The following is a 14,315-nucleotide window of genomic DNA, read 5'->3' as shown; positions in this document are numbered from 1 at the left end:
TTGCATGATGGTCATGTCTCACTTGGACCAAGCAGATGGAACTCATAACCTTCAGTCGTGAGACCCTGCTGCATTGCGGCCCAACCATCACCATCAGTAACGCCTTCCACCCGGGCACCATCACTTCGCGTAAGTGCATAACGGTAATTCGGTAATGGCGTCCCATTGCGTACCACCCGTACTCGCTCATTGAACGGAGTTTGGGCCCACGTGTTGAAGACAGTGGACGCGTGAGCTGGGGCGATAAAGCTGTGCTTGGCCGACTTGACGATAAAATTGCCGGGCATACCCAGTTCGATGTTGCCTCCCTTAAGGGTTAGGTAGGCGCCGCCGCAGGTCAGGGTGATGTGCTCCTTGGCAGAGATCACCACGTGTTGAGTGCTCGCGCTAATCTCTACGCTTTGATCCGCCTCCAAGCTGATGTTGTTCTTTTGAGCCTGTAGGAGCATCGGTCCTTGGTGAGTGATATGTCGCATCTCACCGCTTTGAGCGAATAGCCCCAAGTCGGTGCCTGCGTTAACTACGAATTTCTGACCCGAGGTGAGTTGCTGATTTTGTTGCGCAACGCTATCGATATGCTCGCCAGCTGCCAGAGTGACGCTATTTGGAGACACCGCCGCAATACCGGCCTGACCACTCAAAGCAATAGCAGGTTTACCACCGTTGGTTTTCCCAGACTCATCATTCGCACCATTACCCAAGTCGCGAACCGCCTCACTGAGCGTCTTCTGTGGCTCGGTGTCATGGCCAACACCCTGATGATCTGCGGCGTAGTCACCCAACTCTTTAGCCAGTTGAAGAGCTGCCTCCAATACCTGAACGGCAGTGGCACGATTGAGATGCCCACCGTTGGCATTCAGTTGCTCTTCAGTACTGAGCAGCAGGCCCTTGGCTGCGCGCAGCGCGCCATGTTCGTCTGTGCGCAGCTCGAAACCTTCACCGCGTGGCTCTCCACCACTTGGACGCGGGTGAGTCAGATAGCCCAGGTGCAATGCGGTACTGCCATGATCACTCATCAATGCAGCACTGATTTGTTTGGTAGTGTCGTCGATGCGCAGCTCGTTGGCCCTGGTCCCTTTGTACTCTTTGCTTTTGATGGTGCTCAGAATTTTGTGATTCGGGAGTTGGTATGGCGGAGAGTTGGTCGCACGGTAGGTGCGGCCAGTGATGATCGGTTGGTCACAATCTCCATCGAGATAGTCGACGATAACTTCCTGCCCGATGCGCGGAATCGCCATGTGCCCCCATTCCGCGCCGGCCCAGTTTTGCGACACTCTGATCCAGCAAGTGCTGAACTCATTGTTCTTGCCTTCCCGATCCCATGGGAACTGGATTTTTACCCGCCCCCATTCGTCGCAGTAGATTTCCTCGCCTTCAGGCCCCACCACGCTGGCGATCTGTGGCCCATCAATACGGGGCTTCGACATTGGCGCAGGGCGCCACTCTGTTTCCTCGGAAATGATCTCGGCGGTAAAGTCGTAACTAACCCCCATCTCCGCGCCGGCAGATTCTTCTTGCTGGCTGGCGTGCTGTACACCTTTATGGGTGATTCTGACCGAACGCCACCACCGGTTGAAATCTTCTCTAGGGTGACCAGTAAGCTGGAACGACAGGCCGGGAATCAGACGAGGATCATCTCCTTCGACCACTGCAATCTGCGCATCCCGGCGATGACCACGCAGGCGATTCTCAGTAAAAGATTTGCCGACCGCACTGACCTTGTAGCGTCCAGGGTAATCGTAACGTTCGTAGTCTTGGGCCTGATGGTTCAGATCATCACCGGCAAGATTTTGCTGCTGGTCGAAGGTGGGCCGTTTAAAAGTGTAATCGCGCTGCGTCTGCTCAGCCGTGCGGACGTTTTCGGTGTAACTGAACGCATACAGCACCGGTTGCTCGGCATCTGCTGCTGGCTGAGTGGTGTAGAGCACCGGCCCACCCTTGATACGCTCCTGAACATAGAGCTTGTCACCATGAACTAGCGTATGAGTGCTTGCGTCGAATTTGAAATAGTAGAAAAGTCCTTCCTCGGTAGAAAGCCTGTCGAACAGGTAGAGGTCGGTATCGCCCGCCTGAGCGCAGTATTCACGGGGCAAGTGTTCTACATTGATGTTTTGTTCATAGTTCATCACTCCATGCTCGGTCAGTACTGACTTGAGTATGTCGGGCACATTTTTTTGCTGAAATATGCGCCAGTTCGAACTCAGAGCCAACCGGGCCAGTTGAGGCTCAACTACGACTCGGTAACGCGTGCGTCGGAACCCGGTTTTGCCTTGAGTGAAGCTTGACACCAAGCCATGAACGTAACGGACAGCCATAGAACCTTGCCAGATCGTTAGCAGCGCTGGTTGATCAAGTACCTGCTGAAAGTCGATATTGGAATTGTCACTGGCAAGCTCGACCGTTAGCCGGAAAGGCTCGCAAAGCGCCTCCTCCAACGTGAACTCTACGACCTCGAACTCGGTCCGCCCGGACAGCACGGAAAAGGTGAATCTCAAGTCCCTTTGGCGCATATAACTGTTCCCTAGTCAAAATGGTGAGCGACACGTGAGGAAAATTGCCTCACATGACAGTTAAAAGCGGTGCGCGCTTACCGCGCTCTTCGAGCGCCCAAAAGGTTGGTTTTTGCGGCACGCCATTGAGGCTCTGATCTCGGCGCGCAATGACGAATTCGACATCGAACACACAAGGCTGCTAATGGATTTCTTTGCCGTTAAATGCGAGGAGTAGAAGGGCAGAGTGAGGTCATTGACCGTCAAATTGGAGTGCAACTGAAGGAAGGTAGTGAACATCCATTGTTCCTTTTTGCAGTGGCGCGGCACGAGGATTCAACGCTGATACCGCAGGCGTCAAAAGCACGATGAACCTTACCCCGGCCTGCATGTATACATTAGCGGACACGCTAGCAAGGTGGCAGCACAATTGCTGTAGAACGCGTCTTGAACTTCATCCGAGCTTTCAATCATTAGAAATATTACCTCAGAGAGTGACAACGACGGTAAAAATGGTGCAACGATCATTTCCCACAGTCAGATGCGTGACTTTGCTTGAAGCAAACCACCTAAAAGAAAAGTTCTTTGGCAGCGGCATACCGGCATATGGCCGGCGAGTTTGAGACTTCAGGGCATGAAGTCGAGTGGCAGGGTTCCGTCATAGGTATCTTTGTGCCATGCCTGCATGACATCGGGCAGACGTCCCTTCCATTGCGAAACGTTGGTGTAGTAACGGACACGGGGGTTACCCTGCACATCGTAGGTCATCAACATCACCCAAAGCCGAGCGTCGGGAGTGTTCATCAAGATTGATGTAGCTCCGAGACCACGCCCCCACAATCGGGTGACCTTGCTTCCCGGTACATCTGCGCTCGGGTCGCCTTCCATTATTGAGCCGGCAAGGTTCACCATCACCTGATAGTCATTCTTGAGCAAAGCGTGCAGTGCAGCGTTTTCCTGAGAGGAGCGGGCCAAACCGAGTGAGAGCAAATCGTAATCGAGCAGTAACGGTTGGTCAGAGGCCACATAGGTACCGGAGTAATAAACCCCCATTCCCGCGCTGCACTCGCCGTCGGAACCATCCTGCGTCACGTTGAGTATTCCGTTGACCGCAGTGAAACTCACCGCACATTGCCCTTCGACGTAATTGGCCTGGTTGCCCTTCAATAACGCGACGCCATCCAGATCGCCAGAATTACCACCCTCCGCCGCCGAAATATCGAACGAGATATGCGTGGTGTCGAGCTGCTTGGTGTTCAGCGTTGCGCCCGATGAGGGAGTGCCGGGGATGCGTTGCCAGGTGGCGTTCCAATTGAACGGCTTGGTGGCGTATTCAAGTTCGGTGAGACGCATCAGGTAATCGCGCCGTAAGCATGCAGGCTCCTGGCCGCAAGCACTGCGATTCTTCAGCCATTGCCGCTGACTGGCCTTCAACGCTGTCGGATCTGCGACTTTCGCCAACGTCGTCTTCCACACCGCACCGAGCTTCTCGTCCAGATCCGAAAGGTACGGATCCGCACAAATCGCTTTTTCAACAGGACTGGCAGCACTGGCGCAATCAAAACTGCTGGCGTGGGTAATGGAGACAAAAGCGAGGGACGTCACGCACAGGGCGTGACGCAATGTAAAAGTGAGCATCGGCAGATTCCATTCTTCGGGCGGCGGCAGTATGCCTTCAGCCACCCCCGACGTCATTCAGGGAGCAATTGCGCAGATTTTCAGAAGGTGATTTGTGCCGCTGGTTTCACATCGATCCGCGCAACAGATCCGGTCAAGTGCGCCAGATCCTTGTTGTGCTCGGCAATGATGTCTTCGGCACTCATGTTGCCGTTGTCGATGGTGGAATGCGCGTCTGACGCCAGTTCCACGTCGTAACCCAGTTGATGGGCCTGGCGCACCGTGGCATTCACGCAGTAATCGGTTTGCAGACCGCAGATCACCAGACGATCAAAGTCTTCACGGGGAATCAGTTTCGAAAGGTTGGTCTGGTAGAACGAATCATTGGCGGTTTTATCCACGCGCAGATCGCCGGGCGCGGTGTTCAAACCATCAGCCAGTTGCCAGCCTTCGGCGCCGTGAGCCAAGGGGCTGTCCTTCTCATTATGCTGAATCACAACAACCGGAATGCCCGCTGTGCGCGCCCGAGCGCTGAGGCCGTTGATGGTGTCGATCACGCGTGTGATGTCGTGGCATTCATATTCGCCGGAGCACAGGGCGCGCTGGACATCGATGATCAGCAATGCGGTGGTCATGGTGAGCCTTCCTTGATCGAACCTTGAGTCAGGGGCGGTGTGCCCGCCCCCTTTTTACGCTGCTCAGTAACCCAATGACAACCCGGTATTGCGCCGTGGATCGTTGGCGCCGTAGAAACGGTTTTTGCCTACCGGTTTACCGTCCAGCGAGGGCGCGCCAACCAGGATCGCCGCGATGTGGTTGGCGTCCTGCGGTCCGGCAAACTTGTGGCCCCAGCTCTCGAGAAGCTTCCTTGTATCAGGGCTGGCGGCGAAGTCTTCGAGATTGGTTTCTTCCGGCATCCACTGCTGATGGAAGCGCGGCGCATCGACCGCTTCCTGCAAGCCCATGCCGTAGTCGATCACGTTGAGCATGGTCAGCAGCGTGGCGGTGATGATGCGGCTGCCACCCGGCGTGCCGACTACCATCACAACCTTGCCATCCTTGGTGACGATGGTCGGGCTCATCGACGACAACGGTGCCTTGCCCGGAGCGATGGCGTTGGCCTCGCCCTGCACCAGACCGTACATGTTCGGCACGCCGACTTTGGAGGTGAAGTCGTCCATTTCATCGTTGAGGATCACCCCGGTCTTGCTCGCCATCACGCCCGCACCGAACCAGTCGTTGAGGGTGTAAGTCACCGATACCGCGTTGCCCCACTTGTCGACAATCGAATAGTGGGTGGTGTTGCTGCCCTCATGCGGTGCCACACCGGGTTTCAACTCGGCCGACACGCCGGCCTTCTGCGGGGCGATGGCGTTGCGCAGCTTGGTCGCGTAGTTCTTGTCCAGCAGATGCTCGATCGGATTTTTCACAAAATCCGGGTCACCGAGGTAGCTGTTGCGATCTACATACGCGTGGCGCATGGCTTCGATCTGATAGTGCATGCCCTGGGCCGAATGAAAGCCCAGATCCTTCATCGGATAGCCTTCGAGGATGTTCATGATCTGGCAGATGACTACGCCGCCGGAGCTCGGAGGTGGCGCTGAAACCACGTGATAGCCGCGATAATCGCATTCCACCGGTGCCAGTTCGCGGGTCTTGTATTTATCGAGGTCGGCTTGAGTGATGATGCCTTTGTTGGCCTGACTGGAAGTGACGATGGCGTCGGCCACCCAGCCCTTATAGAACCCATCGGCGCCCTTCTCGGAAATTTCCCGCAGGGTTTTGCCCAGATCCTTTTGCACCAGTTTCTGCCCGACCTGCATTGGCTCGCCGTTGCTGAGGAAAATCGCACCGGAGTCTTTGATGTCCTTCTTGAACACATCGGTGGCGTATTCCAGCATCTCGACATCGCCCTGCTCCAGCGCGAAGCCGTCTTCAGCCAATTTGATCGCCGGGGCAATCACTTCCTTGCGCGGTTTGGTGCCGTATTTGCTCAGCGCCATTTCCATGCCCGAGACGGTGCCTGGTATGCCGACCGCCAGATGACCGCGAGTGCTCAGCTCGGGAATGACGTTGCCGTCCTTGTCCAGGTACATATTGGCGGTGGCGGCCAACGGGGCTTTTTCGCGGAAGTCGAGGAAGGTCTTGCGCCCGTCAGCCAGCTGAATGGTCATGAAACCGCCGCCACCGAGGTTGCCCGCGGCGGGGTAAACCACCGCCAGCGCGTAACCCACGGCGACTGCCGCATCGACGGCATTGCCGCCGCTCTTCAAAACATCGACGCCAACGTGGCTGGCCAGATGCTGGGCCGTGACAACCATGCCGTTTTCGGCGGCAACCGGCGCCACCGAGGCGGCGTGAGCCATGAGACAACTGAGGGCCAACGAGGTCGCAATCAGCGATTTGGCAAAAGGTTCGTACTTCATGAGTCGATCTCTTCTTTTTATTAGGTAGGAAAACGCTTCAAGAGCAACAGCCAGTATGGTCGCGATTACGATTTGCGCCTCCCCGGTCAGGCAGTATGCTGAGCGTCGTTCCCGCCTCGCCCCGGAGTTTTCCCCATGGCCCACACGTTCATCACCCTGCCCTCGCCGGTCGGAGATTTGAAGCTGGTCGCGAATGGTTCACGACTGGTGGCCATCCTCTGGGAAAACGACAAACCGAACCGGGTGCGTCTGGGGCCTATGAATGAATCACCGGACGATCCGGTTCTGATGAAAACTGCGCAGCAATTAGAGGAATATTTCCTCGGCTCGCGTAGTAGCTTTGAGCTGGAACTGGATTTCGTCGGCACGGAGTTTCAGAAAAAAGTCTGGGCCGCGTTGCTGACCATTCCGTTCGGTGAGACTCGCACCTATAGCCAGATCGCAATCCAGATCGGCCACCCCAGCGCCGTGCGTGCAGTCGGCGCGGCGAACGGGCGCAACCCGATCTCGATCATTGCGCCGTGTCACCGGGTGATCGGCGCATCGGGGAAACTGACCGGATTTGCCGGAGGCCTTGAAGCCAAAGAGCGCTTGCTCACGCTCGAAGGTGGCCAGTGGACCGTTATCGGCAAGACCGGCGAACTGTTTTAAGCACCGAAGAGGTTATTCATCGCCGCGTACTGCAACAACATGATGGTCTTGGCGTCACAAATTTCGCCGCGCTGAAACGCCGCCAGTGCTTCGTCGAAACGCCACTCCAGCACTTCCAGTTCCTCGGTTTCTTCTTCCAGGCCACCACCGTCGCTGACCTTCGACGACGAGTCGTATTCGGCAATGAAGAAGTGCAGCTTCTCGGTCACCGAGCCTGGGCTCATGTATGCCTCGAAGACTTTCTTCACGTCATGCACGCGGTATCCGGTTTCTTCCTCGGCTTCCTCGCGAATCCGTTGCTCCGGCGCCACACCTTCAAGCAACCCCGCCGCCACTTCGATCAACAAGCCATCGTGACCATTGACGAACACCGGCAGACGAAACTGGCGAGTCAGCACCACGGTGCGTTTCTCGCGGTTGAACAACAGAATCGCCGCACCGTTACCGCGGTCATAGACCTCGCGGCTCTGGCGCTGCCATTCACCGTTGTTGCGCAGGTAGTCGAAGGTGATTTTTTTCAGCAGATACCAGTCTTCGGACAACACCTGGGTTTCGACAATGTTGACCCGCTCGGCTGTGTTCGGCATGACGTTTGATCCTTTAGTTGTCATTGAAGACTGGCCATCGTAAGCGAAAGCCCACTTGCGTGAATAGAAAGCCCTTCGCTCAGGAGTCGTCGCACGCACATAGCGAAACGCCCTACAGCCAGCGCCTACTTGGCTGACTTCTTTCCTGTTTGATCACCCGCACAGTTCTGCGCCTTCCATCGAATTGCGCGAGCGACTGCGAATGCTTCCACCCGATCCTCTGCTGAAACTCAATAACACCATTGGTTTGCTGGTGGTCGCGGCGCTGAATCCCGAGCAGCCCGACGCCGAAGCGCTGTTCGGCGAATTTCGCCTGTGTTTGAACAACTACGACGCCTGGGCCGAGCAGTTCTGGACTGGAACGGCGCTGGATGTCGAGCAGGTGTTCAAGGTCGGCAACGATGTGTCGCTGACTGCGCCGATCAAGTCGCGTAAGGCCGTCAGTCCGTCGGTGTTCATGTGCCCTGCCCAAGGTCCGTTGACCCTGGTGCACATGTTCGATGCGGCGCAGTTTGTGCCGATTGGTAATACGCCGGTGATGCTGGAACCGGTGGTTGCCGAGGTTGATGGCGTCCTCAGCTACGGCGAACCGCTGCATCACACCATCGGCCCCAGCGGCATTCTCGAGGTGTCCGACTGCAATCGGGGCCAGCGTTATCGCATCACCTTCTTTCCTGATGTTTCCTCCGAGCATGTCAAAACGCTGTACGCGTCTTATCAAGGTCTCATCGATGGACTTGAGGTCTGGCTGCGTGGGGAATGGGCAGGGTTTGAGCCGCAGTGGAAGGAGTTTTCCAGTGCCGGGTTCAGTGAGCGTTATGGCTTGTTGCAACAGGCTGACTGGCGCGGTTTTGAGAGCGCGCTAAACGGCGTCTGGGATGACGTGAAGCAGGTGTTTGCGCTGCTTGCGGACTTGCAGGCCAACAGCGAAAAACTCCTGGCGTATCTATCGGCGCTTGAACTGGACGCCCTGTTGAGCGCCTCGGCCGAGGCCATCGCCAACGGGTTGTTGATGCTCAGTGACGAGCCGCTGCTGTTTATTCATCTGGCGGCGTTTACCAGTTGGTTGAAGATGCTGCCGCCGCAGTATCTGGCCGAGGTGGTAGCGGAAGTTCGCGCCGAGTTGCTGATTGGCTTTTTGCTGATGTGCGTTGGGCGCGGCATGGGCGTGAAGCTGCTGTTGAGCGCCAAGGTCCTCTCCAAGATCAAATCGCCGCGTGCGCGGGAGTGGCTGGCGGCTGCGGCGTTGCGTTTGGCTGAGCTGACCTCTGAGGCCGATCTGACCCGACATGCTAATGCGCTGAGACCGCTGATGGTCAATGCGCGGCAGGCGCCGTTGAAGCCGACGCCGACCGTGCCGCTGGAGATTCGTCAGGGCGAGGCGCCGGTTTTGACGGTGCCCAACCCGGCGGCGATCTCGCGCAACAAGTCACAAGACATGACGCGGATGGAGCGGCACGAGCCTCGGGATGAGGCTTCGGATCAGGCTAAGAACCCCAACGGTGACAGCGCGGATTGCGCGGCGTCGACCTGCACCAACGGTTGCCCGGTATCGATGGTCACCGGTGAAGAGTTGCTGACCCTGACTGACGGTTCGCTCGATGGATTGCTGCCGTTCGAGTTCACTCGGTTGTATCGCAACAGCGCCGCCGAGATCGACGTTGGGCTGGGTTTTGGCTGGAGCCATTCGCTGGCGCATCGCTTGGAGATCGACGGTGACGCGGTTGTCTGGGTTGATCACGAGAACCGGCGCACGCGCTTTCCGTTGCCGAGCATTGCGCGGCCGGCGATTCACAACAGTCTGTCGCGGGCGGCGATTTTTCTCGGGGATGAACCGGAGGAGCTGATCCTGGCGCTGGCCGGGGATTCCGCGCGGTTTTATCACTTTCGCAATGGGCGGCTGACGGCGGTCAGTGATGCCTACGACAACCGGTTGGTTATTTCGCGTGATCGGTCGAATCGTATTCAGCGGCTGGACAACGGCGCCGGGCGTTGCCTGTTTCTGCGCTATGACCGCACGCATCTGGTGGCGGTGGATTACCAGGTGTTGCGCGAGGCGGTCTGGCGCAGTCAGCAGACCCTCGTCAGCTACCGCTACGACGCCCGTCAGCGGCTGATCGAGGCGACCAATGCGGTTGGCGACAGCGAGCGTTACGACTACGACGATCAGCACGTCATCCTCCAGCGGCAACTCAGCGGTGGGGCGAGTTTCTTCTGGGCGTGGGAACGGTCCGGCAAAGCGGCGCGCTGCGTGCGGCACTGGGCGTCGTTTTCGCAGATGGACACGCGCTATGTCTGGGATGATGCCGGCAGTGTCACGGTGCAGTACGTCGATGGCACTGAGGAAACCTATGTCCATGACGACCGTGCGCGGCTGGTGCGCAAGGTCGCCGCGGATGGTGGTGAGCAGCTCAAGGCTTACGACGATGCGGGGCGGTTGATTGCCGAGCAGGATGCGCTGGGGGCGGTTACCGAGTACCGCTATGACGAGGTGGGACGGCTGATTGCGCTGATTCCGCCGGAAGATGCACCCACGTCCTACGAGTATCGCCACGGTTTCCTGCACACCCGTTCGCGGGGTGAGGCGGTCTGGACTTACCGGCGCAATGCTCAGGGCGATGTGACCGAGTTGGTCGATCCGGACGGGCATGTCACGCATTACCACTACGACCCGCAAGGTCGGTTGCTGTCGATCCGTTATCCGGACACCAGCCGCCATGTGCTGGTGTGGAACGAGCTTGGGCAGTTGGTCGAGGAAACCCTGCCCGATGGCGGCGTGCGTAAATTTTCCTACGATGCCCTTGGGCGGCGGATTACCACTCGCGACGAACACGGCGCGCTTACCCGCCAGAGCTGGGACGCCGTCGGCCGACTGCTGCAGACCACCTCTCCAACCGGCGCCAGCCGCGCCTACAGCTACAGCCCCTACAACCAGATCACCGCCGAGCGCGATGAACTCGGGCGCATCACCCGTTACGAGTACGACGACGATCTGCACTTGGTCAGCCGCCGGATCAATCCGGACGGCACGCAGGTGCAATATCGCTACGACCATGCGCAGCTGCTGCTCACACAGATCGAGAACGAGTCCGGTGAAAAGTATCTTCTGGACTACACGCCGACCGGATTGATCCGACAGGAAACCGGCTTCGACGGCAGGCGCACCGCTTACGTCTACGACCGCAACGGGCATCTGCTGGAGAAAACCGAGTTTGGCGATGACGGTTCGACGCTGGTCACCGCTTACGAGCGTGATGCGGCCGGGCGCCTGCTGGTCAAGACCCTGCCGGACGGGGTCAAGGTTGAATACCGCTACGACCGCCTCGGCCGACTCAGCGGCGTCGATGACGGCCAAAAGCACCCGCTGGAATTTGCCTACGACACTCAGGATCGGCTGATCAGCGAACACCAGGGCTGGGGCACCCTGCGTTACGCCTACGACGCCTGCGGCCAGCTCAAACGCCTGCGCCTGCCCGACAACAGCAAACTCGACTACCTGTACGCCAAGGGTGGCGCGCTGACTGCGATCCACCTCAACGGCGCGCAGCTCACTCGCCACGTCTATCAGTCCGGTCGTGAGCAACAACGCCAGCAAGGCCTGCTGCTCAGCGAATATACCTACGACGAACAGGGCCGCTTGCAGGCGCACGCCGTAGGTCATCAGCGCAGTTCAGTGTATCGCCGCGATTATGCCTACAGCGCCAACGGCAATCTGGAGCAGATCGCCGACACCCGCCACGGCCAGCGCAACTACCAGTACGACGCCCTCGACCGGCTGATCCGCGTGTGCCACACCCGCGACCATCTGCCGGAAAGCTACGCTCACGACCCGGCCGGCAACCTGCTGATGCAGGATCGTCCGGGACCGAGCAGCGTCAAAGGCAACCGCCTGCTGGCCCAAGGCGACCGCCACTACGACTACGACGCCTTCGGCAACCTGATCCGCGAACGCCGTGGCCTCGCGCAACAACTGATCACCGAATACCGCTACGACAGCCAGCATCGCCTGATCGGCCTGACCCGCCCCGACGGAACAACCGCCAGTTATCGCTACGACGCCTTCGGCCGGCGCATCAGCAAAACCGTCGACGGCCAGACCACCGAATTCTTCTGGCAAGGCGACCACCTCGTCGCCGAAAGCAGCAAAACCCAACACCGCAGCTTCATCTACGAACCCGGCACCTTCCGCCCACTCGCCATGCTCGACGGCAAAGGCCCGAAACGCGCCTGCCCGTTCTACTACCAACTCGACCACCTCGGCACCCCGCAAGAACTCACCGACTACAGCGGCGAAATCGCGTGGTCGGCGCAGTACGCCGCGTACGGCAAAACCACCTCGGTGGAACTGGCCGGCGAAGACTACCTCGACCAGCCGCTGCGTTTTCAGGGGCAGTACTTCGATGAAGAAAGTGGACTGCATTACAACCGCCATCGATATTACGATCCGGACGTTGGACGCTATCTGACGCCGGATCCGGTGAAGCTGGCGGGTGGGCTGAATCAGTACCAGTACGTGCCGAATCCGACGGGGTGGGTGGATCCGTTGGGGTTGAGTTCCAACTGCCCGCCGAAGATCCAGCAATCCGTAACTTGCCAGAATCAGGGGGAACCTGAGTTACCTGATGCCTCAAGACGAGGGGCTTTCAGGCAAGCGAAAGCTGACGCCGGAATTCCGAAAAGCAATCAGCCGGATATACAAATAGATGAGATCAGTGGGCGACCACGTCAATTCACCTACGCCAACATGACTGATATCAACGGGAAGAATATTCTGGACGGTACCGGAATGCCGATCCGAACCAGACAGTACATGTTCACTAGAGAAGACGGTTTCATACTGATGTTGCAAGATCATTCGGCTGGCCACAAATTCGGCGAGAGCAACAAGAAAGGTGACCAAGGACCTCATTTCAACGTTCGTCCTGCAGATGATCCAAGAAATGGCAAGGTCGAAAATACTAATGAACATTATCCTTTCAGGAGATAAGCATGCAGTACTGGAACGACCTCGACGGTAGTACTTTTTTTTCCATGGTATTCAGTGGTCGCATTGAGATTGGGAACATAAAGCTTTTTTCCTTAAACATTGACACCAACCATTCCATAGTGACGATGGCATTCGACATCAAAGATCTCCCAGACAACCCACCGAGAAAGTGGCAATCAATGGAATATAACGCCTGCCGAATTGGAATTAGTTGCAGTGAAGTTGAGAGCGTCATGGTTAGAAATCTCCCAAATAGCGAACTTATGAAACTAACTATTCAGAAACACGGCTCCCACTTTGCCATCGCGGCTGTGTCTGAGCACTCTGCGATTGAGTTCACAACAGCGTTTCTGCACCTCCGGGACCCTTCTGTCTATCTGACAAATACTCCTATTTGAGTTGGAAACCACGAAATCAGGCACCTAGCAGTCGCCAGACATAAAAAAGCCCGGCAGCGCTACCGGGCTCTTTATTGGTTTACGACTGACGGGCGATGTTCGCCGTTGCAGCGTCAGGCTCATGGGTGGCTGACGCCGCTCCGTGAATCAGTGGCCCATACCGCCGACTGAATTCCCAGTTGTACGGCACCCGATCCTTGCTCACGCCGTTGTCCCAGTTCACCGACCAGGTCATCAAGCCCTTGATCGCCAGCCCTTTGACGGCCAGGCGCTTCATCGCATTACCGACCGCGTTTTTGTCGATCACGTAACCGGTCGCAGCGGCGTCGACGTTGGTGGGCAGGCCGATGACGAACTTGTCGGCCGGGATTTTGGTGAAGCCGCGTGTGCCGGTTACCAGACTTTCGGTCAGGTAGTACAGAAAGTCTTCCTTCAGCGCATCGTTGTTCTGCGCGATCCACGCGCCGCTGCCATTGTTGGCTTCCGGCACCCAGACGCCGTCGCCGCCCTGGTTATAGAACTGCGGGGCGATGAAGTCGTAGTAGCCTTCCAGCGCCCGCAAGTAGTCGACGTATTTGCCGTTGCTGGTCAGGTACGGAAACTCCGGCGCCATGCTGATGATGAAGTGTTTGCCCTGGCCGGCGTAGTGATCCTTGACCAGTTTCAGCGCGGCCGGCAGGACAGTCTTGTTGGCAGCGAAATCAATCGCGCTCTGTTCAAGATCGATGTCCAGACCATCAAAGCCGTAGGTTTCCACCAGACGGATGATTTCGTTGGCCAGCGGTTGTTCCTGACCGCTGCGCAACTCGATGTGCGCGTCGGCGCCGCCGAGGGAGATCAGCACCGCCCGCCCCTGACTGTTGAGCACACCGACCTGACGGCGGAACTCGGTATCGGAGAGGCTGTACGGTTTGAAGGTCGGGATCCCGCTGCCCTTCATGAAGGCCACCGCGACTACGTTGTAGTCCTTGGGCACATCTTCGAGCGCGATGTTGGCGAACTGACCGCGTTGGTAACCGTCGCTCGGCCCCGCCGGCCAGTTATGCCAGAAGCCCATGAGGATCTTCTTGCCGGCAATGCTCGGCATCAGCGAAGCGGCGTCGCTCGCCTTGTTTTGCAATAAGGTGAAATCGATATTCGACATGTTCTAATCCTTCAGA

General features: G+C 57.6%; 8 protein-coding genes and 1 pseudogene. 3 read left to right on the top strand and 6 right to left on the bottom strand.

The annotated features are described in order from the left end of the window. Nucleotides 1–11 precede the first annotated feature (11 nt). The 4 genes from ACP7EE_RS17090 to ggt form a co-directional block, all read right to left on the bottom strand. The gene (locus tag ACP7EE_RS17090; protein WP_426235459.1) at nt 12–2,510 is read right to left on the bottom strand and encodes a type VI secretion system Vgr family protein; all 2,499 of its coding nucleotides are present in this window, start codon (nt 2,508–2,510) and stop codon (nt 12–14) included. A 606-nt stretch (nt 2,511–3,116) separates the two neighbouring features. Continuing rightward, nucleotides 3,117–4,172 carry a lysozyme inhibitor LprI family protein gene (locus ACP7EE_RS17085; RefSeq protein ID WP_426235457.1) on the bottom strand — a complete coding sequence of 352 codons (1,056 nt, stop codon included), beginning with the start codon at nt 4,170–4,172 and terminating at the stop codon, nt 3,117–3,119. A gap of 35 nt (nt 4,173–4,207) precedes the next feature. Beyond that, nucleotides 4,208–4,741 (bottom strand): cysteine hydrolase family protein, encoded by a 534-nt coding sequence (locus tag ACP7EE_RS17080; protein ID WP_426205374.1) that lies wholly within the window; start codon nt 4,739–4,741, stop codon nt 4,208–4,210. 63 nt (nt 4,742–4,804) lie between these two features. Further along, entirely contained in the window at nt 4,805–6,532 is a 1,728-nt protein-coding gene (gene ggt / locus ACP7EE_RS17075; protein ID WP_426235455.1) for a gamma-glutamyltransferase, read from the bottom strand. Between the two features lie 135 nt (nt 6,533–6,667). Between ggt and ACP7EE_RS17070 the strand changes: the two genes are divergently transcribed. Continuing rightward, nucleotides 6,668–7,183, top strand: a complete 516-nt coding sequence (locus ACP7EE_RS17070; RefSeq protein WP_426235453.1) for a methylated-DNA--[protein]-cysteine S-methyltransferase — start codon at nt 6,668–6,670, stop codon at nt 7,181–7,183. Here the strand turns inward: ACP7EE_RS17070 and ACP7EE_RS17065 are convergent. After that, entirely contained in the window at nt 7,180–7,770 is a 591-nt protein-coding gene (locus tag ACP7EE_RS17065; RefSeq protein WP_426235451.1) for an NUDIX domain-containing protein, read from the bottom strand. The genes ACP7EE_RS17070 and ACP7EE_RS17065 overlap by 4 nt on opposite strands. 202 nt (nt 7,771–7,972) lie before the next feature. On the opposite strand from ACP7EE_RS17065, the gene ACP7EE_RS17060 reads away from it, so the two are divergent. Further along, a complete protein-coding gene (locus ACP7EE_RS17060) occupies nt 7,973–12,757 on the top strand; it encodes an RHS repeat-associated core domain-containing protein (protein ID WP_426235449.1) in 4,785 nt (1,594 codons plus the stop codon). Between the two features lie 2 nt (nt 12,758–12,759). Continuing rightward, entirely contained in the window at nt 12,760–13,155 is a 396-nt protein-coding gene (locus tag ACP7EE_RS17055) for an Imm50 family immunity protein (protein WP_426235447.1), read from the top strand. 109 nt (nt 13,156–13,264) lie between these two features. Here ACP7EE_RS17055 and ACP7EE_RS17050 read toward each other — a convergent pair. Next, a pseudogene (locus ACP7EE_RS17050) lies at nt 13,265–14,299 on the bottom strand (chitinase); the annotation flags it as partial. Between the last annotated feature and the right edge of the window lie 16 nt (nt 14,300–14,315).

The organism is Pseudomonas sp. TWP3-2 (genome assembly GCF_049897765.1).
Classification (GTDB): Bacteria; Pseudomonadota; Gammaproteobacteria; order Pseudomonadales; family Pseudomonadaceae; genus Aquipseudomonas.
The sequence above is the reverse complement of the archived record's forward strand: the minus strand, read 5'-3'. Positions and strand labels throughout refer to the sequence as shown.